A 22699-nucleotide genomic window follows, 5' to 3' on the forward strand; every position below is an offset into this window, starting at 1 on the left:
CCGAAGCTGTCGGGAACAGAACGATAATGGATCGACGGGGCCTTCGCTAAGCGTTCCGCCGTGCCGTTGTGCGAGGCTTTCCCCGGTGACCGGCAGCAAGCGGGGTCAGCGCCTCGATCAGGACGCGCAGGCGAAGCGGCACGTGGCGCGCCGTCGGGTAGACGAGTGAAATCGGCAGTGCCGGCGGCCGGTATCCGGCCAGCACTTCGACAAGCCGTCCGCCGCGCAGCTCGGCCTCGGCCATGTGGGTCGGTACCTGCGCCAGGCCGAGCCCGGCGGCGGCTGCGGCAACCACCGCCTCGCCTTCGTCGAGAACGAAGCGGTCGGGCGGGTGCCATTCGGCGGGCCGTCGCCCGACGCCGAACTGCCAGGGCCGGATGCGGCCGGTGGCAGGGATGCGGAAGCCGATGCAGCCATGGCCGGCGAGCGCAGCCGGCGCCCGCGGCGCGCCATGTCGGGCGAGATAGCCGGCGCTCGCCACGACGGCGAGGGATTGCGCGCCGATCCGCCGCGCGAGCAAACGTGAATCGCCGAGGGGGCCAATGCGGACCAGCGCATCGAGGCCTTCGGCGATCAGGTCGACGCGATGGTCGGAGAAGCCGAGATCCAGCGACAGGGCGGGGTGCCGCCGGCACAGTTCCGCCAGAACGGGCACCACCACCTTCTTGCCGTAGGTGATGGGCAGATTGAGGCGGAGCACGCCGCCGGGCTCCCGCCGGCTGCCTTCCGCCTCCTCGCGAATTGCCTCCATCTCATCGAGCAGCCGGCGACACTGCGAGAACAGGCGATTTCCGTCGCCGGTCAGGCTGACCTTCCGGGTGGTGCGATGGAACAGGCGAAGCCCGAGCTCCTCTTCCAGACGCGCGACGCTCTTGGCGACCGCGGAGGCGGTGAGGCCGAGATTGCGGGCGGCAGCGGCGAAATTGCCCTGCCGCGCCGTTTCGGTGAATGCCAGAACCGTCTGCGCGCTCATCATCGGCAAGAGTCCGATTAAGGAATAAAAGTCGTCAAAGAAACGATATACCGGGCTCTTCTCTCGTCAATACGTTCGCCTCATAACCGCGCCGGCAACCACAACAAGCCATAGAGAGCGAACATGTACGTCCTGAACAACGCCGCGCCGGCGGAAACCGGCCTGCCCGGATTGCGGCATTCGACGCTGGCGGGCTCGTCCGACGGCCTGAATCGGCTTTCGCTGTGGCAGCAGACGATCGGCGCCGGCGCGGCCACGCCGCCCCACCGGCACGATTGCGAGGAGGTGGTGATGGTTCGATCCGGCCGCGGCGAACTGCATATCCGTGGCGAGGTGCACCGCTTCGGGCCGGAGACCACGCTGGTCATTCCGCCCGGTGTCGACCACCAGATCATCAATTCCGGCGGCGAGCCCCTGGAACTGACCGCCGCTTTCTCGACCTCGCCGGTCGAGGTCGTGCTGCCCGACGGTACGCCGCTGCCCTTGCCCTGGCGCAGCTGAGCGGCTGCTAGCCGCCGGTCTCGATCGACATGTCTTCGAGATCGGTGCGCAGCTGCCAGCCGAGGCTGCGCCAGAATGCTTTGCCCGCCTGGTTGTCCGGCGCGACGAAGAGATGGCATTTCGGGATCCCGGCATCGGCGAGCGCCGCGATGCATCGGCCGACCATGGCGCGGCCGACGCCGTAGCGGCGATGCGTCGCCGCCACGGCCATGTGGTGGATGAAGCCGCGGCGGCCGTCATGGCCGCACAGCACCGTCGCGACGATCTGCCCGCCATCCTCGGCGACCAGGCTCATGCCGGGATTGCGGGCGAGATACATGGCGATGCCTTCCGGCGTGTCGCCCAGGCTCTCGCGCACGCCGGCCGAGGCCTTCCACAGCGCCGCCATGCGCGGGAAATCCTCCGCCCGCATCGGGCGGATCTCGATATCGGCAGGCAGGGTCATAGGCGGGTGAGCTCGGCGCGCAGCGAGGCTTCGGTCAGCAGCTGGGGCAGCACGATCGGCTCGCCCTTGGGCGGATATAGCACATAGAGCGGCACGCCGTTGCGGCCGTGGCTGGCGAGAAAGCGCGAGATCTCGGCGTCGCGATTGGTCCAGTCGCCCTTGAGGTACAGCACCTTCTTGGCCGAGAAGAGCTCGGCCGCCGCGGCGGTGTCGAGGGCGATGCGCTCGTTGACCAGGCAAGTGATGCACCAGGCCGCCGTCATGTTGACGAAGACCGGTCGTCCCTCCGCCCGTGCCGCTTCGAGCTTGGCGAGGGAAAACGTCTCCCAGGCGGGCCCGCTGCCGCTCGAAACGGCCGACGCGGCCCCGGTGCCCGGCGCGGTTGCCGTGCCGTCGCGTGGGATCAGGAAGACGGCGCCGGCGAGGGCGAGCAGCGCCAGCCCGCCGCCGATCAGCCGGGCCGTCTGCCGGGCGGAACGGGCCTGCAGCCAGAGCCAGGCGGCGAAGCCGAGCAGGACGAAGCCCGCGAGCACGGCGGCGAGGCCGTCGGCGCCTGTCTGCAGGCTCAGCACCCAGACCAGCCAGGCGGCGGCGGCGAACATCGGGAAGGCCAGCGCCTGGCGGAAGACCTCCATCCAGGCCCCCGGCCGCGGCAGCAGGCGGGCCAGGGCCGGCAGCATGGCGATGGCGAGATAGGGCAGGGCGAGGCCGAGGCCCAGCGCCTCGAAGACCAGCAACGCGATCGGCCAGGGCGCCGCCAGCGCGAAACCCATCGCCGTCACCATGAAGGGCGCGGTGCAGGGCGTCGCGACAAGTGTCGCCAGGGCGCCGGTGAAAAACGAGCCGACATAGCCCTGCTTGGCGGCGAGGCTGCCGCCGGCATCGAAGCTGCCGCCGACCGGCAGCAGGCCGGCGAGATTGAGGCCGACCGCGAACATCACATAGGCGAGCACCGCGACGAAGGCCGGCGATTGCAGCTGGAAGCCCCAGCCGAGCTCGGCGCCGCCGGCGCGCACGGCGATCAGGGCGCCGGCGACGGCGGCGAACGACACCAGCACGCCGGCCGTATAGGCAAGGCCGTGGCCCCGCATCACGCCGCGATCGCCATGCGCGTGGGCGACCAGGCCGATCGCCTTGATCGACAGCACCGGGAACACGCAGGGCATCAGGTTGAGGATCAGGCCGCCGAGCAGCGCGAGCAGCAAGGCGGCCCAGAGATCGGTCTCACCGGCGGCGCCGGCAGCTGCGGTCGGCGCAGCCGCAGCGCCGGCCGCCGCAGCGACCGTGAAGCCGTGCCGTACGGTGCGGCCATCGATCCGCTCCTCGACGACAAGCAGGCCGTCGAGGCTGGCCGGAAAGCTCTGCACCGTTCCCGTCGAGGTGCTGAGGCGAAGCGCGCCGCCATCGACCGTCAGGCGCTGGGGCGCCGCATGCTCCAGCACCGTCTCGCCATAGGGAAAGAAATAGACGTCGAGGAGCCGGTCGCGGTCGAGGCCCGGCGCCTCGAACACGATGTCGACGCGCTTGCCGTCGCGTGCGTATTTCGCCGGCCACGGCGAGGGCTTGGGCTGCGCCTCGCGCGCCTGGCGGAACAGGTCGGCGGTCGCCGGGTCGGGGCTGGCGGCGGCACCGATCGGCAGCGCGATCGTCAGCCGATCCTCTTCCGGGATGCAGATCGCCTCGCAGACCAGCCAGCTGGCAAACGCCTCGATCCGCGCCGTGCTGCCGGGTGTCGCGCTCGCCGGCACGGATATCGCCACCGGCAGGATGACTTCGCCGGCATAGCCGTAATTCATCAGCGGGCCGACTGCGTGTCGCTCGGGCAGCGGCCACTGGATGTCGCCGGCGGCATAGCCCTGCGGCAGCGTCCATTCGATGGTGGTCGCAATGCCGGAATCGCCGGGATTGCGCCAATAGGTATGCCAGCCCGGATGGATCTGCATGCGCAGGCCGACCAGAACCGTCGTGCCGGGCGCGGCAACGGCCCGCTCGCTGACCAGGGCCGCCTGCACATAGCGCTGCGGATCGGCGCCCAGGGCGGCGCCGGACAGCAGGAGCGCAAGCAGAGCCGGTATGAGACGAAGCAAAGCCATGTCAGCCAACTTTCATACACGCTTACGACGACCGCCGGGTGGCGGACCAGTAACGTCGGCTTGAGCGGGCCCGCCGGCCGTCTTGGCGAAGTGGTGGAAAGTCCCGCAATCGTTAGGGAATTAGGAACCCTAGGGGAACATCATGCGGCTCTTCGCCCCAGGGGAATGCCCGTGGAACCCGCCGATCGTCCGGCGTCCGACCAGGCTTTGCCATCGCCGACGGCCGCCGCGCTGCCGGTGGCGCTGCCGCGCTTCAAGATCAGCTTCCGGCTCAGCCTGCTCGCCGTGTCGCTGATCACCGTCATCGTCACCGCCGCGGCCGTGCACCTGCCCTGGATCTGGATCTCGCGCACCAACGTGGTGGAGATGGCGGTCCAGCTGAACACCGAGATCATCGGCGGCATCGGCCGCGAGATCGACCAGCTGTTTCGCACCGCGGAAGCCACCCAGGATTCCGTGCAGGAGGTGTTCCAGACCGGCACCGTCATCCTGGAGGACCGCAAGCGCCGCGATCAGTTCATGTTCTCGGTGCTGCGCGCGAACCCGCATTTCTCCTGGGTCAGCCTCGGCATGCCGAACGGCGATTTCTTCGGCGCGCAGCGCCGCGACGAGCGCACCTTCCGGATCGCCGAGAGCCTGTGGGACGACAAGGCGAAGATGGCGACCCGCAAGGAGGACTACTACGTCGCCGACGAGCACAAGGTCTACTTCACCCAGAGCAAGACCAAGACCAACGACTACTACTCGGTGACGCGCCAGTGGTACCAGCGCGCGGTGACCAATCCGGGCACCCACATCTGGACCGATGTCTACATCTTCGCCAACAGCGGCAAGCCCGGCATCAACACCGCCGTCACCTTCGAGCGCGACGGCCAGCTGACGGGCGTCGTCAGCATCGCGATCGAGCTCGAGCGCATCTCCCGCTACCTGCGCCAGCTCCACATCGCCGAGAACGGCGTTGCCTTCATCATCGATCGCGCCGGCCGCATGATCGCGTTCAAGGATCCGAACGAGGTCGCGAGGATCGGCGAGGGCGATTCCGGCGGCGCGCTGAAGGACATATCGGAATCGCACTATCCCGCGCTGCGCATCGCGCGCGAGGCGGTCGAAGACAACCGCTTCACCTGGAGCGAGGTGACCGAGACGCGCCAGCTGCAGTATCGCTGGGGCGCGAACGGCGAGCGCTACTTCGTCACCCTCGCGCCGGCGGGGCAGCTCGACTGGGTGATCGGGACGGTCATTCCCGAGGCCGACTTTCTCACCGGCGTCGAGCAGAACCAGAAGCGTCTGGCCTTCATCGTGCTCGGTGTCATCGCCTTCGTGATGGCATTGTCGATGGTGGTCGCGCGGTGGCTGTTCATCGCGCCGCTCGGCCGCATGATCGACCAGACCCACTTGATCGAGCGCTTCGAGCTGGACGCCGTGCAGCCGGTGCCGTCACGGGTGCGCGAGCTGGACAGCCTGGCGACCGCGCTGCAGCAGATGAGCCTCGGCCTCTCCGCCTTCCGCAAATACATCGCGACCGACCTGGTGCGCGGACTGCTCGATCGCGGGGTTGAGGCCAAGCTCGGCGGCGAGCGGCGGACCCTGACCGTGCTGTTCATGGACCTCGCCAACTTCACCACCATGACCGAGCGCCTCGGTCACCGCATCCTGCCCTTCCTGGCGCGCTATCTCGGCGAAATGTCGGGCATCATCATGGCGCGGCGCGGCACCATCGATAAGTTCATCGGCGACGCTGTCATGGCGTTCTGGGGCGCGCCGACCTGGAACCAGGATCATGCCGCCGATGCCTGCCGCTCGGCGCTGGCCTGCAAGGCGGCGATGGAGGCGATCCGCGCCGAGCTCAAGCGCGACGGCCGTCCCGACCTGTTCGTGCGCATCGGCGTCAATACCGGCCGCGTGGTGGTGGGCAATATCGGCTCGGAGGAGCGGCTCGACTACACCGTGATCGGCGACCCGGTGAACCTGGCGAGCCGGCTCGAAGGCATGAACAAGGAATACGGCACGCAGATCATCATCGGCCACAACACCTACGAGGAGGCCAAGTACGACATCGTCGCCCGCCGCCTCGACGCCGTGACGGTGAAGGGCCGGGAAGAGCCGGTCTTCATCTACGAGCTGCTGGAGATGGCCGACCCGGTCAAGGAGATCGTGCGCCCGGATTGGGTCCTCGCCTATGAAGCAGGGCTCGACGCCTTCAACGGCCGCGAATGGACGCGCGCGCTCGAGCATTTCCGGCGGGCGATCGACCTGCGCGGCGCGGATGCGCCGTCGGAAGCGATGATCCGGCGCTGCGAGGCGGCCCTGCCGCGCGCCATTCGCGAGGGCGACCTCGCGGCCTGACATATCGCCGATTGCGCTGGATCAACACGCCGATCCTCGATACGGGCGAGAATGCGCGCGTTCCCAGGGGAAGGGGCATATCGATGCGCGCATTCGCATGTCTGCTGTCGTTCATCGCCGCGATGTCCACCGGCGCCGCTGCCATGGCGGCGGAGATCGGCGACCGCGATCAAGGGCGTCAGATCGCCAACCGCTGGTGCGCGGAGTGTCACGACGTCACCGGCACCATGCCGCGCCTGACCGACGGCCCGCCATCGTTCCTGACCATCGCCAACCAGACGGAGACCACGGCGGCCGGCTTGCGTGCCTTCCTCCACACGCCGCATGGCAAGATGCCCGATCTGTCGCTGACCCGGGCCGAGATCGATGACCTGATCGCGTACCTGCTGTCGCTGAAACGTCAGTGAGTGCCGCGCTCATCTTGCTGCAGTGCGATATGGCGGCCGTCGTGTGACTTTCCTCGGGCGGGGGCTGATTTAACGACTCGACCGGCCCGATTGCGATAGGATCACGCTCTGCATTGGGGAGGCATCGCGATGGCGCTGACCTTTTCCACCCGGCCAGCTGAATACAGCCTGCTCGCGCGTAGCGTTCTGCTCTACGCCGTGAGCGGGGGCGAAGGCATCGCCTTCGGCTTCGAGAAGACGGCGCTGAACCAGCTGGAGCCGCGTCCGCATCGCCTCACCCCGGGCCAGCAGGAGCGTCTGGCCGAGCGGCATCGCCCGCGCCTGGAGGCGGCGGCGGCATCCGCCTTCGCCGAAGGGCGGGGCCGCGGATCGGGCTATTGCATCTGGATCGGCCCCAAGGACATCTGATCCGCATCGGCGGAACGGCGAATCCCGGCTAAGTTCTCGCTCTGTTGTTTCGAGCCGGGAGAGACCGAGTGACTGCCGAACGCCGCCTTCAGGAACTGGGCATCGCCCTGCCGCCGCCGCCGCAGCCGATCGGCAATTATGTGCCGTTCCGCATCGGCGGACCTCTGCTCTTCCTTTCCGGCGTCGGGCCGCGTCTGCCCGATGGCGGCATCCGTACCGGCAAGGTCGGTGCCGAAGTGGACGTGGCGGCAGCGCGCGACCATGCCCGGCTTTGCGGCCTGAACCTGCTGACCAACATGCGCACCGCGCTCGGCAGCCTCGATCGGGTCGACACCGTGCTGAAGGTGCTCGGGATGGTGAACGCGGTGCCGAGCTTCACCGAGCACCCGAAGGTGATCGACGGCTGCACCGATCTGTTCGTCGAGATCTTCGGCGAAGGCGGCCGGCCCGCGCGCTCGGCGGTCGGCATGGGCAGCCTGCCGCGCAACATCTCGGTGGAGATCGAGGCCGTGGTGCTGATCCGCAGCTGATCGCGGGCCCGCCATCGGCCGCAGCCAAGCCCTGCGCCCGCCGCATGGCGGCGACATCTCCCGTAAACTAGGATCGGTCTAAACGGGCACGGAAGGCTGCGCCGGCGGGCTGGCAGCGGCGTGGTTGGTTTGGGGGCGGTTCGGCATGGCGGTGGCGGCGGAAATCGGCGGGCGCGATGCGCGCGTGATCGGCCTGGTCGGGGCCGGCCACTTCCTCAGCCATTTCTACATCTTCCTGCTGCCGCCGCTGTTCCCGGTGCTGAAAGAGGCCTTCGGCGTCTCCTATGTCGAGCTCGGCCTGATCGTTACCGTCTTCAACGTGACCTCCGGCCTGACCCAGGCGCCGGCGGGATTCCTGGTGGATCGCTTCGGGGCCGCCACGCTGCTGATCGGCGGCCTGCTGCTCGAGGCGGTGGCCTATTTCGGCATGGGTGCCTTCGGCTCTTACACGGCGGTGCTGGTGCTGGCGGGCGTCGCCGGGATCGCCAACAGCGTCTACCACCCGGCCGATTATGCGATTCTGTCGGCGGCGGTGCGCGAGGAGCGCATCGGCCGCGCCTTCAGCCTGCACACCTTTGCCGGCTTCTTGGGCAATGCGGCGACGCCGGCTCTGGTCGTCGGGGTCGCGGCGCTGGCGAGCTGGCAGACCGCGTTGATGCTGGCCGGATTGTTCGGTCTGGTCTGCGCCGGGCTGATGATCGCCAATCGCGACGTCATGGACGTGCAGCCGCGCGAGCGGCGCACCGCCGCAGCCGGTTCGGCAGGAGGCGCCGGCGGGCTCGCGCTGCTGCTGTCATTCCCGATCGTGATGTGCTTCCTGTTCTACGTCGCGCTCGCCATGTCGCAGAGCGGGCTGTCGAGCTTCGCGCCGACCGCCTTCGTGCAGCTCTACGGCGTCTCGGTGGCCGAGGCCGGCATGCTGCTCACCGTGTTCGCCACCGGCAATGCGATCGGCATCCTGGCCGGCGGCCAGATCGCCGATCGCACCACGCGGCACGAGCTGGTGGCGATCGCCGGCTTCATCGCGACCGCGGGGCTGATGCTGGTGATCGCCTGGGTCGCGCTGCCGGTCGCGTTGCTGGTCGGGCTGCTGGCGGTGGCGGGCGTGCTCTACGGCCTGATCATGCCGTCCCGCGACATGCTGGTGCGCGCGGTGACGCCGCCAGGCGCCATGGGCAAGGTCTTCGGCTTTGTTTCGACCGGCCTCAATGTCGGGGCCGCGATCACGCCGGCGGCGATCGGCTGGGTGATGGACCAGGGCCAGCCGTCGCTGCTCTTTGTCGTCTCGGCGGCGTTCATGATGGTGGCCATCCTGACGGTGATCGGTGCGCGCGCCGGCCGCTGAATCGGATGCGCGGCATCCGCCTTGCATGAGGGCGTAAGGGAGGCACGGTCCGGCATGCAGCTCTCCGCGGATCTCGTCTGGCTCGGGCTGACGCTGGTCGTCACCGGCGCAGTGACCGGATTGCTGGCCGGGCTGCTCGGGGTGGGCGGCGGCATCATCATCGTGCCGGTGATCATCGAGATCCATCGCCGCCATGGCATGGACATCCCGACAGCGACACTGTTCGCCATCGGCACCTCGCAGGCGGCCATGGTGGCGGCGTCCGTGCTGGCGGCGCTGGCGCATCGCCGCGGCCTCGGCATCGACCGTGAGGTATTGCGGGCCTGGACCGCGCCGGTTCTGGCCGGCGCGGTGGCCGGCGTCGCGGCGGCACCGTTCGTCCCGGCGACGCTTCTCATTCTCATCTTCGTCTCGGTCGCGCTCGCCATGTCGCTCCAGCTCGGCACCGGCGGCCGCTGGATGCTGCGCGGCGGGCTCGCCCGCGGTGTCGCAGGCGCGCCGGTGCCGTTCCTGGTCGGCGGGCTGTCGGCCGCGCTCGGCCTCGGCGCAGGCACGCTCGGCGTCCCCGCGCTCACCTTCTACGGCGTGCCGCTGCGGCGCAGTGTCGGCGCCGCCTCGGTCCTCGCCGCCATGGTGGCGACCGTGGCCATGGCTGGCTTCATCGCCGCTGGCTGGTCGGCCCCAGCCGCCGCCGCGGGGGCGCTCGGTTATGTGGAGATCCTCCCGGCGGCGATCCTCACTGTCGGCGCGCTGGCGCTGGCGCCTATAGGCGCGCGGCTGGCGAACCATCTGCCGGTGCGCCGGCTGCAGGTTGCCTTTGCGCTCATCCTCGTGGTTGTGGCGGCGCGGATGCTGTGGCTTGCCTTCGCGCACTGATCTGCGGGCAGTTTCTTGTCACAACCTTGTCGCTGTCGTTGCCGGGCCGGCGCTTGCAGGCTGGCTTTGCGTGACGGGCGGGCAGGCCGCCGTCACGTGATGCCCTGCGTCACGCCTCACCTAGGGGCATCCACTGCGCGGGGCGCCCTTCCCCCAGGGCGCCCCGCTACCTTTTTTCAGCACTCCGTCATCGCGGCCGCTGGCGCAAGGTGGTGAACGCCGAAGCGCCGAAGATCATGTCGACGCGCTCGCCGTCGGCCGAAAGCGGCAGATGGATGGCGGCCGAAACGACGAAATCCCGCCCCACCTGGTCGAGCGGCGCCCGGCTCCACACCGGCACCGCCTCGGCGGCGACGCGCCGGTAGATGGCGCGCAGCCAGTCCGCGGTCGCGGGATCGGCGTCGCGATAGGCCTCGGCAAAGGTCTTCCCGGTGCTGTCGCGCCCGAAGCGCTCGACCAGAAGCGTCCCGATCAGGCGGAAGCGGAAATCGGTGCCGCCGTCCAGCACATCGATCAGGAACATGCTGCCCATGAAGGGACGCAGCTCCAGCACGTCCATATCGGCCCGCGCGGGCATGCGCCGGCCGCGCCGCTTGCTGTGCCAGTATTCGCGAACCGCACGCAGCAGCGGCTCGTCGATGGTTGGCGGGTCGACGGCGACGCGATAGCCGGTGCCGGCCGGTCGCGGCGGAGTGAAGCTGTCAGGTCCGATCATGCCCCGGGCCCGCGGTTCTGCGCTGCGGCCGCCACAGCATGTCGCAAGCCCGGGCGGGGTGCCATCACGTTGCGGCCTCTGGCACCGTGGCACCGGCGGTTGCCGCGCCCTTGCGCGGGAATCCTGCCCCACGGGTTTCGCGGGGGAACCGGGATGGTGCTGCCGAGTGGAATTGAACCACCGACCCCGTCCTTACCAAGGACGTGCTCTACCCCTGAGCTACGGCAGCATGCCCGGAAAAACGGCCGGCAACCTGCCACAGGGGGGGCGCCGCCGCAAGCTGCGTTCGGGCGTGGCTGTGCTGCTCAGCTGACGACCTTCCAGGTGCCGTCGGGCTGCCGGCAGGCGGTGCCGTAGGCCTGTTCCTGGCGGCCGCCGATCATCACCGTCTGGGTGAACTCACGGCAATATTGGCCGGTCTGCGTCTGGTAGGCGGGCTGCGGGGTGGTCCAGCCCGCATGGCCGCTATCCGGATTGCGCCATTCGACCGGCTGGCCGGACCGCCCGGATTCCAGCGCCCGGTGGCTGGCCCGCTCGGCATAGAGCTGGTCCGACTTGTCGAGCGACCTGCCGACCTCGCCGCCGAGCAGGGCGCCGAGCAGCGTGCCGGCACCGACCGCGACGAGGCGCCCGGTGCCGTGGCCGATCTGCGAGCCGGCGAGGCCGCCCAGGCCGGCGCCGACCAGGGTGCCGCCGGTCTGCTTCGGACCGTAGGAATCGGCGCAGGCGCCCAGCCCCAAGGCCAGGATGGCAACCGCACCGATAGCGAACTTACGCATGGGATTTCCCCGCGATTGGAACGATTTCGCGGGGCGAAGCTTCGGCACCGAAACATGGCGGCGGCCGGCTACGATCATGGCAGAAAGGTGACGCTGGCGAGCGTCGCCGGCGGCGGCGCTGGCCGTGCACGCTGCATTGCGGCATGGTGGGGCCGGCGGAAAGGTGCCATGCAGAATGTGAGCTTGCGCGATCCGATCGAGCTGTTCGGCGAGTGGCTTGCCGAGGCCGAGAAGACGGAGCCGAACGATCCCAACGCCGTTGCCCTGGCGACGGCGGATGCGGAGGGATTCCCCTCGGTGCGCATGGTGCTGCTCAAGGGCTTCGACGAGGCGGGCTTCGTCTTCTACACCAACTATGAGAGCCGCAAGGGCGGCGAGCTCCAGGCCAACCCGAAGGCGGCGCTCTGCTTCCACTGGAAGAGCCTGCGCCGCCAGGTGCGCGTGCGCGGGACGGTCTCGCCGGTGACGCCGGAGGAGGCGGACGCCTATTTCGCCAGTCGGGCCCGCGACAGCCAGATCGGCGCCTGGGCCTCGGCGCAGTCGCGTCCGATGCAGGGCCGCTTCGAGCTGGAGAAGGCGGTGGCGCGCTATGCGGCGAAGTTCGCCATCGGCCGCATTCCGCGCCCGCCGCACTGGTCCGGCTTCCGCATCGCGCCGATCGAGATCGAGTTCTGGCGCGACCGGCCGTTCCGGCTGCACGAGCGCCACCTCTACCGCCGCGAAGGTGACGTGTGGAAAGCGGAAACGCTCTTCCCGTGACCGGTCTCGGCGAAGCGGAGGCGCGCACGGCGCGCCTGCTCCGGCGCGCCACCTATGCGGCGGTCGGCACCGCCCTTGTGCTGGTGGCGGTGAAGACGGCCGCCTGGTTCATGTCCGGCTCGGTGGCGGTGCTGAGCTCGTTGGTCGATTCGGTCGCCGATTTCGCCGCCTCGGGCATCAACCTGCTGGCCGTCCGGCATGCCTTGACGCCGGCCGATCGCGAGCATCGCTTCGGACACGGCAAGGCGGAGCCGCTGGCCGGGCTCGGCCAGGCCGCGTTCATCGCCGGCTCGGCCGTGTTCCTCGGCCTGGAGGCGACCGACCGGCTACTGAACCCGCATCCGATCAGCCATGCGCCGGTGGCGATCGGCGTCATGCTGTTTTCGCTGGCGATGACCTGCGGGCTGATTCTGGTGCAGCGCCATGCGGTGCGCGCGACCCGCTCGATCGCAGTTCAGGCCGATTCGGTGCACTACGCCTCCGACTTCCTGTCCAACGGCGCCACCATCCTGGCGCTGGTGCTGGCCACGCAGGTCGGCTGGATCTGGGCCGATCCGGTTCTCGGCGTGGTCGTTGCCGGCATCATCCTGTGGACCGGTTTCGGCATCGCCCGCACGGCGCTGGATCAGCTGATGGACCGCGAGCTGCCCGACGACGACCGCGCGCGGGTGCGCGCCATCGCGCTCGCCCATCCCAAGGTTCAGGCGATCCACGACCTGAAGACGCGTGCCGCCGGCACCTCGCGCTTCATCCAGTTCCACCTCGAACTGGATGGCGGCATGACCTTGAGCGAAGCGCATGTCATCGCCGATGAGGTGGAGGCGGCGGTGATGCAGGCCTTTCCCGGCACCGAGGTCATCATCCATCAGGACCCCGCCGGCATCGTCGAGCCGGACCGTGCCACGCACGCCGCCTGACCCGGTGCCGGTGGCCGAAGGCGACCAGGCGGCGGCCATTGCGTTTCTGTCCGATCCAGCCAGCTGGCCGCCGCCGGCGGAGGCGGTCGAACGGATCGAGACACACGGGGCGCTGGTCTTCCTGGCCGGCGATCTCGTGCTGAAGATGAAGCGCGCGGTCGGCTTCGACTGGATGGATTTCTCCACGATCGACAAGCGTGCCGCCGCCACCGCGGCCGAGGTCGAGCTCAACCGCCGCACCGCGCCGACCATCTATCTGGGCCAGCGCTGGATCACCCGCGAGGCCGACGGCCGCCTGGCGCTGGACGGTTCGGGCACGCGGATCGAACCCCTGGTCGCCATGCGCCGCTTCCCGCAAGAGGCCCTGTTCGACCATCTGGCGGCCGAGGGCAAACTCGACCCGGCGCTGGTCGAGCGGCTGGCCGACAGCGTCGCGGAGTTCCATGCGGCTGCGGCGCCGAAGCCGGATTCCGGTGGCGTTGCCATGCATCGCGGCGTGATCCTGACCGCGTGTGAAAGCCTGGCCGCCAATGGCGGCTTCCTGGAGCGCGCGCGGATCGATCGGTTGCGCACCGACATGCTGGCAGCGCTCGATCGCGTCGGCCCTCTGCTGGAACGACGTCGAAGCGAAGGACGCGTCCGGCATTGCCACGGCGACCTGCACCTTCGGAACATCGTGCTGCTCGACGGCGCGCCGGTGCCGTTCGACTGCATCGAGTTCAATCCGGCCTTCGCCGAGATCGACGTGCTCTACGATCTCGCCTTCCTGGTGATGGATCTGGTGCATCGCGGCCTGGCGCCGCTCGGCAACATCGTTCTGTCGCGCTATCTCGCGGTGACGGCGGATCTGGAGGGCCTGGCGGCATTGCCGCTCTTCCTCGCCACGCGTGCGGCGGTGCGTGCCTATGTCGCGGCGATTGCCGCCGGAACGGTGGCGGGGCCTGATGCGGCCGAGGCGCAGCGGGCGGAGGCGGGTGCCTATCTCGACCGCGCGCTCGATTTCCTGCGACCGCCTGGGCCGCGGCTGCTTGCCGTCGGCGGCCTGTCCGGCACCGGCAAGACCACTCTCGCGCGCGCTTTGGCGCCGCGCCTCGACGGCGCGCCGGGGGCGGTGGTCCTGCGCAGCGACGAGATCCGCAAATGCCTGCTCGGCCGCCTGCCGACCGAACGGCTGGCGCCCGAGGACTACGCACCGGAGCTCTCGCCCCGGGTCTACGCCGCCCTGCGCGAGCGCGCCGGCGCGGCCTTGGCGGCCGGCCGCGCCGTCGTGGTCGATGCGGTACACGCCCGGCCGGAGGAGCGCAGCGCGATCGAAGCGGTGGCGACCGCTGCGGGCGTGCGGTTCGACGGGCTCTGGCTCGAGGCGCCCCGGGCCACGCTGACGGCGCGGCTGGCGCACCGGCAGGGCGACGCGTCGGACGCCACCGCCGCCGTGCTGCAGGAGCAATATGGTTACGATACCGGGCCCATCACTTGGCGCCGGATCGAGACCGGCGGGGAGGTGGCGCAGATCGTCGACCATCTGGCGGCCGGGCTCGACCTCACGAGCGGTTGAACACGCGCCCCGTCGGCGTATCTTTGCGGTCCGGGAGACTTCACGAAGGAAGGTAGGGGCGCGCATGCCGCAGATCCGCAAGATCACCGTGCCGCTGTCGGGGCACGAGATCGACGAGCCGGTGCTGGACACCGCCTTCGCCGTCGCCAAGCGCTTCGACGCCAATCTGCGCGCCGCCCTGATCCTGGCCGATCCGCGCGACGCGGTCGCCTTCGTCGGCGAGGGCATGACCAGTGCGATGCTGGAGCAGATCATGCTGTCGGCCGAAAGCGAGGGGAAGGACAAGGCCGGCAAGACGCGGGCCCTGTTCGAGACCCTGCGCCAACGCTATGGCTGCCCCGACATTCTGCCGCCGGCCGGCACCGGCTATGGCTGTCACTATTTCGAGCGGGTCGGCCGCGAGGACGAGATCGTGGCGCAACGCGGCCGGCTCTGCGACCTGCTGGTCGCCGGCCGGGTGCGGACCAACGATGCCAATGCGCCGCATCTCGCGCTGGAAGCGGCGCTGCGCGAGACCGGCCGGCCGGTCCTGGTCGTGTCGACCACGGCGCCGGCGGATTTCGGCAAGACCATAGCGATCGCCTGGAACGGCTCGATCGAAGTCAGCCGCGCCATCATCATGGGCATGCCCTTCCTGGAACGGGCCGAGCGCGTGATCGTCCTCTCGGTCGAAGGCGACACCGAATACGGCCCGCCGGGATCCGACCTCCTCGAATATCTCGGCTGGCACGGCATCACCGGCCAGGCCGTGGCGGTGAAGTCGAGCGAGCGCGGCCAGGGCCAGGCCCTGCTCGCCGCCGCGGAAGCGGCGAAGGCCGATATGATGTTCATGGGCGCCTATACGCGGAGCCATATGCGCCGCCTGATCTTCGGTGGCGTGACCGCCTATATGCTGGACCATGCGCCGTTCCCGCTGCTGATGACGCATTGAGCGTCGGCTGCGCCGCGACGAGACGGGGGTGGGGATGAGTTCTGCGGCGGCTTTTCGCGAACGTTTGCGGCGACCGCCGATCCTGGTGGCGCCGGGCGTGTTCGACGCGCTCGGAGCGCTGATCGCCGAGCAGGCCGGATTCGAGGCGCTGTACCTCTCCGGCGCCAGCCTCGCCTATACGCGGCTCGGCCGGCCGGATATCGGCCTCGTGTCGCTGGCGGAGCTCGCCCAGGCGGTCGGCCAGATCCGCGAACGCGTCGCGCTGCCGCTGATCGTCGATGCCGATACCGGCTTCGGCAACGCGCTCAACGTCCAGCGCACGGTGAGCCTGCTGGAGCGCGAGGGCGCCAGCGCCATCCAGCTCGAAGACCAATCCAGCCCGAAGCGCTGCGGCCATCTCGACGGCAAGTCGCTGATCAGGACGGGCGAGATGGTCGGCAAGATCAGGGCGGCGGTGGATGCTAGGCGGAGCGGCGACACGATCATCGTCGCGCGCACCGATGCGATCGCCGTCGAGGGTTTCGCGGCGGCCATCGAACGCGCGGAGCGGTATCTCGAAGCCGGTGCCGACGTGCTGTTCGTCGAGGCGCCGCCGACGCGCGAGCGGCTGGCGGAAATCGGCGCCGGTCTCGGCCGGCGGGTCCCGGTGCTGGCCAACATGGTCGAGGGCGGCAAGACGCCCCTCGCCGGCGCCGCCGAGCTGGAGGCCATGGGCTTCCGCATCGTGATCTTTCCGGGCGGGCTGGTGCGGACCGTGGCCAAGGCGGCCACGGAGTATTTCGCGGCGCTGCGCCGTGACGGCTCCGCCGAAGCGACGCGCGGGCGCATGTTCGATTTCGCCGGCCTCAACGGCGTGCTGGGTACGGCCGCCATGCTCGAACACGGCGCGGCGTATGACGGCGAGCGCTTCGTCGACGTCCGATGAGCGCAACGGCGGCGCCCGAGTTTCGCGAAGGGTTTGCCCGGCGCTACGCGCTCGACGATGGCGTGCGCTTCGCCCGCTACACCTTGGCACGCTTTTTCGGCGATAACGGTCTGCAGCTCGCCGGGTCGCTGACCTATACGACGCTGCTCGCGGTCGTACCCACCGCCGTCGTGGGATTCGCGACGCTCGCGGGCGTGCCCGCCTTCGAGCCGTTCCGCGAACAGATCCTGGAGGCGGTGTTCACCAACCTGCTGCCGGATGCGATGGTGACCGTGCAGACGGAGTTCAACCGCTTTGCCTCCAATGCCGGCAAGCTGGGCCTCGCCGGCCTCGCCGGCATGATGGTGACCGCCATATTGACGCTGTCTGCCATCGAAGGCGCGTTCAACACCATCTGGCGCGTTCGCGAAAGGCGGGGGCTGGCCGCCCGGCTGGCCATCTACTGGGCGATCCTGACCCTTGGACCGCTGCTGTTCGGGGCCAGCATTTCGCTGACCAGCTATGTCTACACGGCGGCGCGCACGGCCGGGATCGAGGGCTATGCGCCGGGCTGGCTCCGGCCGGCAGCCTTCGCGCCGGTGGCGGTCGCCTGGCTCGGCTTCGCCTGGCTCTACTTCACCTTGCCGAACCGTGCCGTGCGCCCCCTGCACGCCCTGATCGGCGGCGGCGTGGCGGCAATTCTGTTCGAGGGGCTGAAGCGCGGCTTCGCCTGGTACGTCACCGCCTTTCCGACCTATCAGGCGATCTACGGCGCGCTGGCGGCAATCCCCATCCTGCTGGTTTGGACCTATCTCGCCTGGTCGGTGACCTTGTTCGGCGCGCTGATCACCGCCTCGCTGCCCGATTGGCGGCATCGCGCGCGCCTCGGCACGGGGGCCGGACAGGGTCCGGCGCCCAGGCTCGCCATCGCGCTCGCGCTGCTCGCGACGCTCCGCCAGGCGGCACGCAACGGCCAGCAGATTCGCCGGCGCGAGCTGATGGCGGTCAGCGAGGCGCCGCCCGATATCGAGGACGATGTGCTGGACAAGCTGCAGCAGACGCGCTTCGTGGCGCGTACCGGCCGGGATCGGTGGATGCTGGCGCGGGATCTCGCCGCCGTCACCCTCTATGACCTGCTGGCCGCGCTGGAGCTGGTGCCGTTCGGCGGCGACGTCACGGCCGAGCAGGAATGGGCGGTGCCCTATCGCGACATCGTGTTCCGGGTCGATGCCGACCAGCGCGATCTTATGGCGGTGCCGCTGGATCGGCTGCTTGCCGGCGTTCTGCCGACGCATGACAAGGTCGTGGCGGCTTGACCTTGCGCGCGATCCCGATCGGGCGCTAGTTTCGCGCCGTCGACGGTTCCCGAAAGGGATTGAAAGGGAACAGGGAAGAGGCGGCGACGCCTCGCGCCCTGGCTGCCCCCGCAACTGTGAGCGGCGAGCCGGCTTCCGCAATAGGCCACTGGCGCGGTCCATATCGGACCTCGCTGGGAAGGCCGGAAGCCGGCAGCGACCCGCGAGCCAGGAGACCTGCCGTCGCGCGTCGCCCACCGTTGGACGGGGTTCTTCCATCGGTCCGGTTCACCCGCGCGCGGCGACGACGGGACGTGTGGTCGCGATCGGGGGAGAGCCGTGAGGGTTCACCGCCTTGAGGATGCTGTCGGACCGTTGATGCCACCCGGCGCGTGCCGGTTGGTGGCGCGTGGGGCAATCGGGCCGTCTCGCCCGGCTGTGGGCTTCTTCCAACTCGGAGGGAGTCCTCATGCACAAGTCATCCATCCCCGGAACGATACACTTGCTGTTGCTCGCGTCCGGCCCGGCCGCGGCGCAGGAAGTCAGCCTGCTGCCGGCGCTGGTCGTCACCGCCTCGCGCATCGAGACGCCGCTCGCCAGTGTCGGGAGCTCGGTCACGGTGATCGATCGCGAGCAGCTCGACCAGCGCCGGACCCGCGCGGTGTCGGACATTCTGCGTGAGGCGCCGGGCCTTGCGATCAACCGCTCGGGCGGTCTCGGTGCGTCGACCCAGCTCCGCATCCGCGGCGCCGAGGCGAACCACACCCTGGTCCTGATCGACGGCATCGAGGTGAACGATGTCGCCTTCGGCAGCGAGTTCGATTTCGGCCAGCTCTTGGCCGAGGACGTCGAGCGCATCGAGATCGTCCGCGGCGCGCAGAGCGCGCTGTGGGGATCGGACGCCATCGGCGGTGTCGTCAACATCATCACGCGGAAGGGCGAGGGCCCGCCGCGCGCCCGCCTGGCCGGTGAAGCGGGCACGCGCGAAACCTACCAGGCCTCGGGCGGGCTGTCGGGCAGCGGCGAGCAGTATCACTACGCGCTGTCGGTCAATCGCTTCGGCACCGCGGGCATCTCCGCCGCCGACAAGCGCGACGGCAATGGCGAGGAGGATTCCTTCCGGAATACCAGCGGGTCGCTCAGGGCCGGCATCAACCCGACCGAGTTCGTCAGCTTCGATGTCGTCGGGCGCATCGAGACGGCGCGCGGCCAGACCGACGGCTTCGCCCCGGTGGCGAACGTCGTCGACGACCGCTCGCGCTACGCGTACATGCGCCGCTACGGTCGCGCGCAAGGAATGCTGAAGCTGTTCGACGACATGTGGGAGCATCGGCTGGGCGCCGCCATCGCCGATACCGACCACTCCTTCTACGACGACAGTGGCGCGCTCTCGACCAATGACGGTCGCAAGAAGAAGCTCGACTACCAGACGACGTTGCATCTCGACATGCCCGGCTTCGCGCGCGCGAGCCACGCGCTCACCTTCGCAGCGGAGCGCGAGCGCGAGGAGATCGCGTCGATCAGCGCCTTCTCCAGCGTGGTCCGCTCGGCGGTGAATTACGGCTATGTCGGCGAATATCGCGTCACCCTGTTCGACGACCTTGCGCTCAGCGGGGCGCTGCGCTTCGACGACAACGACATCTTCGAGAACGCGACCACCTACCGGCTGACCGCGTCCTATCGCGTCACCGATTGGGGCACCCGGTTCAAGGCCTCGCATGGCACCGGCGTCAAGAATCCCACGATGTTCGAGCTGTTCGGCTTCACTTCGACCTTCAACGGCAATCCGAACCTCAGGCCCGAGAAGGCCCGTACCTACGATGCTGGCATCGAGCAGCAGCTGCTCGGCGGCCGGCTGGTGGCGGATGTCACCGGCTTTGCGAGCCGGATCCAGGATCTGATCACCGGTGCCGGCGCCACCTCGATCAATGTCGAGGGCATATCGAGGATCGAAGGCGTGGAGACGTCGCTGCGCTGGCAGGCGCTCGACTGGCTCCGCCTCGGCGCCAGCTATACCTTCATGGATCCGGAGGATGCCAACGGCCGCTGGCTGGTGCGTCGGCCCAAGCATATCGGCAGCGTCAACGCCACCGCGACCTTCGACGGCGGGCGCGGCACCTTCTTCCTCGGCGCCAAGTACAATGGCCCCAGCAAGGACTTGACCTTCGACGCCATGTTCAACACGACGCGCGTGAAGCTGGACGGATACTGGCTGGTCGATGCCGCGGCGAGCTATGCCATCACCGAGCATGTCGAGCTGTTCGGGCGGCTCGAGAATCTGTTCAACGAGCATTACCAGGAGGTGTTCGGCTATGGGTCGCTCGGGTTCGGCGCCTTTGCCGGATTGAGGATCCGCCTCTGATGCGCGCAGCCGCCGTCGCCCTGGCATTCTGGCTCGCCTCTGCGTCGGGCGCGGCGGCGGCGCCCTCTCGCATCGTCTCGCTCAATCTCTGTGCCGACATCCTGCTGGTCGCGCTGGTCGCGCCGGAGCGCATCGCCGGCCTGACACGCCATGCGGCCGACCCGCAGGTGTCGCCGATCGCGGAGATCGCCCGGAACCTGCCGCAGGTCAGCCACAATGCCGAATTGGTGCTGAGCCGCGCGCCGGACCTCGTCATCGTCGGGACGCACGGCGCGACTTTGACCAAGGACCTGATCCGGCGCGTGGGCCTGCGCATGCACGCGATCGGCGTATTGACCTCGTTCGCGGAGCTCCGCGCCGAGCTCCGCGCCCTCGGCGATGTGGTCGAAGAGCGGGCCCAGGCGGAGGCGCTGGTGGCGCGCATCGATGCGCGCCTCGCGGCGGTGTCGCGGCCGCTCACCGCGGCTTCGCCCGTCGCGCTGCCCTATGGGGCGCGGGGCGGCACCGAAGGGAGGGGATCGCTGCTCGACGAGGTCATCGCACGGGCGGGATTGCGCAACCGCGCGGCCGAGCTCGGCATCGGTGCCTGGGGCACCCTGCCGCTGGAGATGGCGCTCAGGGCGAAGCCCGACCTGCTGGTGCTGGAAGGCCATGCCGATAGCGCGGCGAGCCGCGGCCGCGACCTGATCCGCCATCCCGCCTTCGATCATATGACGCCGCCGCCGAAGCGCGTGGTGCTGCCGGGCTCCGCGCTGCTCTGCGCCGGACCGGCGACGGTCGACGCGGTCGAGCAGCTGGCGGCGAGCGCGCGATGAAGAGCCGGCAACTGGCCGCAATCCTCGGCCTGATCGCGGCAACGCTGTTTGCCGCGGCGATGCTGATGCCGCCGGCCGGGGCCACCTTCACACCGCCCGCCGATGCCGATCTCTACCGGGTGATCCTGGTCGAAGTCAGGCTGCCGCGGGCGCTGCTGGCGGCGATGCTCGGCGCCAGCCTCGCGGTGGCCGGCGCCGCGCTGCAGGGCTTCCTCGGCAATCCTCTGGCCGAGCCCGGCATCATCGGCATCGGCAACGGCGCCGCCTTCGGCGCCGTGCTGGTGCTGTATTACCAGCCGGTCCAGGGCGCGACCTTGCTGGTGCCGGTCGGCGGCCTTGCCGGCGCGGGCTTGGCGCTGCTCGCCCTGCAGGGCCTGGCCGGGCGGCGGCCGTCGCCCTTGGCGCTGGTGCTGGCCGGCGTCGCCGTCGCCGCCTTCACCGGCGCGCTCACCGCGCTCGCGCTCAACCTGGCACCGAGCCCGTTCGCGGCGCTGGAGATCATGTTCTGGCTGATGGGCTCGGTGGCCGACCGCTCGCTCCAGCATGTCTGGCTGGCGGCGCCCTTCGTCGTCATCGGCCTCTTCCTCCTGTTCCGCCTGCGCCCGGTGCTCGACGCGCTGACGCTCGGCGAGGACGTGGCGCGCACGTTGGGCCACGATCTTGGCCGGGCGCGCTGGATGCTGCTCGGCGGCACAGCCGCCGCGGTCGGCGCCATGGTGGCGGTGGCCGGCGCGGTCGGCTTCGTCGGGCTGGTGGTCCCGCATCTCTTGCGCCGCGCCGCCGGCAACAGCCCGGCCGCATTGCTGTTGCCGAGCGCCTTCGGCGGCGCGGCCCTGGTGCTCGCCGCCGATCTCATCGTGCGGGCGGTACCGCTGATGGAGGAGCTGAAGCTCGGCGTGGTGACCGCCCTGGTGGGCGCGCCCTTCTTCCTCAACCTGCTGCGCCGCTTCGGGCAGAGCCAGCCATGACCCGCCTCGTCGCGCACGACATCCGCGTCGCGCTTGGCCGGCGGACCGTCCTGCCGGGCCTGTCGCTGACGCTGCAGGGCGGGCAGCTGGTCGCCCTGCTCGGACCGAACGGCGCCGGCAAGTCGACCCTGATCCGCTGTTTCGCCGGCCTGCTGGCGCCGGAGGCGGGCGAGGTGCGGTTCGACGGCCGGCCGCTGGCCGAACTGCCGGTCACTGAGCGGGCGCATCGCATCGCCTATCTGCCGCAAGAGCGCGAATGCCGCTGGCCGGTCACGGTGGCCCGCGTCGCCGCTTTGGGCCGGCCGCGACGCGACGGCGCCGTCGCCGCCGCGCTGGCCGAGACCGACATGACGGCGCTCGCCGAGCGGCCGATGGACCAGCTCTCCGGCGGCGAGCGGGCGCGGGCGCTGATTGCCCGGGCGCTGGCCGTTGATCCAGCGGTTCTGCTGGCCGACGAGCCGCTGGCTGGCCTCGATCCCGGCCACCAGCTCGATATCCTCGCCGTGCTGCGCCGCCGCGCCGATGCCGGCGCGCTGGTCGTCGTGGTGGCGCACGACCTGACCCTGGTGCCGCGCTTCGCCGACCGGCTGGTGGTGCTGGCCGAGGGCCGCGTGGTCGCCGATGCCGCGCCGGCCGTGGCCCTTGCCGCGCCCGCGACGGCCGCCGCCTATGGCATCGCGCTCGAGCCCGGCAGCCTGGATGGCGGCGCCTTCGCCCTGCCGCGCGGGCGACTCGACGCGCCCGGCCGAAGCCTCTAGACCGGGCGCCTTGCATC

22 protein-coding genes, 1 tRNA gene and 1 riboswitch are annotated in these 22699 nt (G+C 69.8%); of the genes, 17 read left to right on the forward strand and 6 right to left on the reverse strand.

Annotation, left to right across the window (positions count from 1 at the left end; translation table 11 throughout):
* Positions 1–46 precede the first annotated feature (46 nt).
* Positions 47–973 (reverse strand): LysR family transcriptional regulator, encoded by a 927-nt coding sequence (locus DT074_RS04875; protein ID WP_368744426.1) that lies wholly within the window; start codon positions 971–973, stop codon positions 47–49.
* Positions 974–1096: 123 nt separating this feature from the next.
* On the opposite strand from DT074_RS04875, the gene DT074_RS04880 reads away from it, so the two are divergent.
* A complete protein-coding gene (locus DT074_RS04880; protein WP_119418699.1) occupies positions 1097–1474 on the forward strand; it encodes a cupin domain-containing protein in 378 nt (125 codons plus the stop codon).
* Positions 1475–1481: 7 nt separating this feature from the next.
* Here the strand turns inward: DT074_RS04880 and DT074_RS04885 are convergent, their stop codons facing one another.
* Both DT074_RS04885 and DT074_RS04890 read right to left on the reverse strand, forming a co-directional pair.
* Positions 1482–1919, reverse strand: coding sequence for a GNAT family N-acetyltransferase (locus DT074_RS04885; protein ID WP_368744427.1), 438 nt, complete (start codon positions 1917–1919; stop codon positions 1482–1484).
* Positions 1916–4012 carry a protein-disulfide reductase DsbD family protein gene (locus DT074_RS04890; protein ID WP_368744428.1) on the reverse strand — a complete coding sequence of 699 codons (2097 nt, stop codon included), beginning with the start codon at positions 4010–4012 and terminating at the stop codon, positions 1916–1918. The genes DT074_RS04885 and DT074_RS04890 overlap by 4 nt, the downstream gene beginning before the upstream one ends.
* A gap of 171 nt (positions 4013–4183) precedes the next feature.
* Here DT074_RS04890 and DT074_RS04895 point away from each other — a divergent pair, with 171 nt between their 5' ends.
* The 6 genes from DT074_RS04895 to DT074_RS04920 all read left to right on the forward strand — a co-directional run bounded on the left by DT074_RS04895 (position 4184) and on the right by DT074_RS04920 (position 9924).
* Positions 4184–6358 (forward strand): adenylate/guanylate cyclase domain-containing protein, encoded by a 2175-nt coding sequence (locus tag DT074_RS04895; protein ID WP_162914630.1) that lies wholly within the window; start codon positions 4184–4186, stop codon positions 6356–6358.
* An 11-nt stretch (positions 6359–6369) separates the two neighbouring features.
* The gene (locus tag DT074_RS04900; protein WP_162914631.1) at positions 6370–6765 is read left to right on the forward strand and encodes a c-type cytochrome; all 396 of its coding nucleotides are present in this window, start codon (positions 6370–6372) and stop codon (positions 6763–6765) included.
* A gap of 129 nt (positions 6766–6894) precedes the next feature.
* On the forward strand, positions 6895–7173 hold the full coding sequence (locus DT074_RS04905; RefSeq protein ID WP_119418701.1) for a DUF1488 family protein: 279 nt from the start codon (positions 6895–6897) through the stop codon (positions 7171–7173).
* Between the two features lie 68 nt (positions 7174–7241).
* The gene (locus DT074_RS04910; protein ID WP_119418702.1) at positions 7242–7703 is read left to right on the forward strand and encodes a RidA family protein; all 462 of its coding nucleotides are present in this window, start codon (positions 7242–7244) and stop codon (positions 7701–7703) included.
* Positions 7704–7848: 145 nt separating this feature from the next.
* Complete coding sequence (locus DT074_RS04915; protein ID WP_119418703.1) at positions 7849–9048, forward strand: MFS transporter; 1200 nt, start codon at positions 7849–7851, stop codon at positions 9046–9048.
* 54 nt (positions 9049–9102) lie between these two features.
* Positions 9103–9924, forward strand: a complete 822-nt coding sequence (locus DT074_RS04920; RefSeq protein WP_119418704.1) for a sulfite exporter TauE/SafE family protein — start codon at positions 9103–9105, stop codon at positions 9922–9924.
* Between the two features lie 187 nt (positions 9925–10111).
* On the opposite strand, the gene DT074_RS04925 is transcribed toward DT074_RS04920, so the two are convergent.
* The 3 genes from DT074_RS04925 to DT074_RS04935 all read right to left on the reverse strand — a co-directional run bounded on the left by DT074_RS04925 (position 10112) and on the right by DT074_RS04935 (position 11418).
* Positions 10112–10639 carry a PAS domain-containing protein gene (locus DT074_RS04925; RefSeq protein WP_119418705.1) on the reverse strand — a complete coding sequence of 176 codons (528 nt, stop codon included), beginning with the start codon at positions 10637–10639 and terminating at the stop codon, positions 10112–10114.
* A gap of 154 nt (positions 10640–10793) precedes the next feature.
* Positions 10794–10868: transfer RNA gene (locus DT074_RS04930), tRNA-Thr, on the reverse strand.
* Between the two features lie 76 nt (positions 10869–10944).
* Positions 10945–11418 (reverse strand): RT0821/Lpp0805 family surface protein, encoded by a 474-nt coding sequence (locus DT074_RS04935; protein ID WP_119418706.1) that lies wholly within the window; start codon positions 11416–11418, stop codon positions 10945–10947.
* 168 nt (positions 11419–11586) lie between these two features.
* Between DT074_RS04935 and pdxH the strand changes: the two genes are divergently transcribed.
* The 10 genes from pdxH (at position 11587) to DT074_RS04985 (ending at position 22682) form a co-directional block, all read left to right on the forward strand.
* A complete protein-coding gene (gene pdxH, locus DT074_RS04940) occupies positions 11587–12177 on the forward strand; it encodes a pyridoxamine 5'-phosphate oxidase (RefSeq protein WP_119418738.1) in 591 nt (196 codons plus the stop codon).
* The gene (locus DT074_RS04945; protein WP_162914632.1) at positions 12174–13094 is read left to right on the forward strand and encodes a cation diffusion facilitator family transporter; all 921 of its coding nucleotides are present in this window, start codon (positions 12174–12176) and stop codon (positions 13092–13094) included. The genes pdxH and DT074_RS04945 overlap by 4 nt, the downstream gene beginning before the upstream one ends.
* Positions 13075–14649 (forward strand): bifunctional aminoglycoside phosphotransferase/ATP-binding protein, encoded by a 1575-nt coding sequence (locus DT074_RS04950; RefSeq protein WP_368744429.1) that lies wholly within the window; start codon positions 13075–13077, stop codon positions 14647–14649. Before DT074_RS04945 ends, DT074_RS04950 begins: the two co-directional genes overlap by 20 nt.
* Positions 14650–14713: 64 nt before the next feature.
* A complete protein-coding gene (locus DT074_RS04955) occupies positions 14714–15580 on the forward strand; it encodes a universal stress protein (RefSeq protein WP_162914633.1) in 867 nt (288 codons plus the stop codon).
* Positions 15581–15614: 34 nt separating this feature from the next.
* Positions 15615–16505 (forward strand): isocitrate lyase/PEP mutase family protein, encoded by an 891-nt coding sequence (locus DT074_RS04960; protein ID WP_119418708.1) that lies wholly within the window; start codon positions 15615–15617, stop codon positions 16503–16505.
* Positions 16502–17800 carry a YihY family inner membrane protein gene (locus DT074_RS04965; protein WP_119418709.1) on the forward strand — a complete coding sequence of 433 codons (1299 nt, stop codon included), beginning with the start codon at positions 16502–16504 and terminating at the stop codon, positions 17798–17800. Before DT074_RS04960 ends, DT074_RS04965 begins: the two co-directional genes overlap by 4 nt.
* A 26-nt stretch (positions 17801–17826) precedes the next feature.
* Positions 17827–18038: riboswitch (cobalamin riboswitch) on the forward strand.
* 210 nt (positions 18039–18248) lie between these two features.
* The gene (locus DT074_RS04970; RefSeq protein WP_119418710.1) at positions 18249–20141 is read left to right on the forward strand and encodes a TonB-dependent receptor plug domain-containing protein; all 1893 of its coding nucleotides are present in this window, start codon (positions 18249–18251) and stop codon (positions 20139–20141) included.
* Complete coding sequence (locus tag DT074_RS04975) at positions 20141–20956, forward strand: ABC transporter substrate-binding protein (protein ID WP_119418711.1); 816 nt, start codon at positions 20141–20143, stop codon at positions 20954–20956. The genes DT074_RS04970 and DT074_RS04975 overlap by 1 nt, the downstream gene beginning before the upstream one ends.
* Positions 20953–21924, forward strand: coding sequence for a FecCD family ABC transporter permease (locus tag DT074_RS04980; protein ID WP_119418712.1), 972 nt, complete (start codon positions 20953–20955; stop codon positions 21922–21924). The genes DT074_RS04975 and DT074_RS04980 overlap by 4 nt, the downstream gene beginning before the upstream one ends.
* Positions 21921–22682, forward strand: coding sequence for an ABC transporter ATP-binding protein (locus tag DT074_RS04985; RefSeq protein WP_119418713.1), 762 nt, complete (start codon positions 21921–21923; stop codon positions 22680–22682). Before DT074_RS04980 ends, DT074_RS04985 begins: the two co-directional genes overlap by 4 nt.
* Positions 22683–22699: the final 17 nt, after the last annotated feature.

The sequence above is a fragment of the Desertibaculum subflavum genome (assembly GCA_003576705.1).
GTDB lineage: Bacteria > Pseudomonadota > Alphaproteobacteria > Ferrovibrionales > Ferrovibrionaceae > Desertibaculum > Desertibaculum subflavum.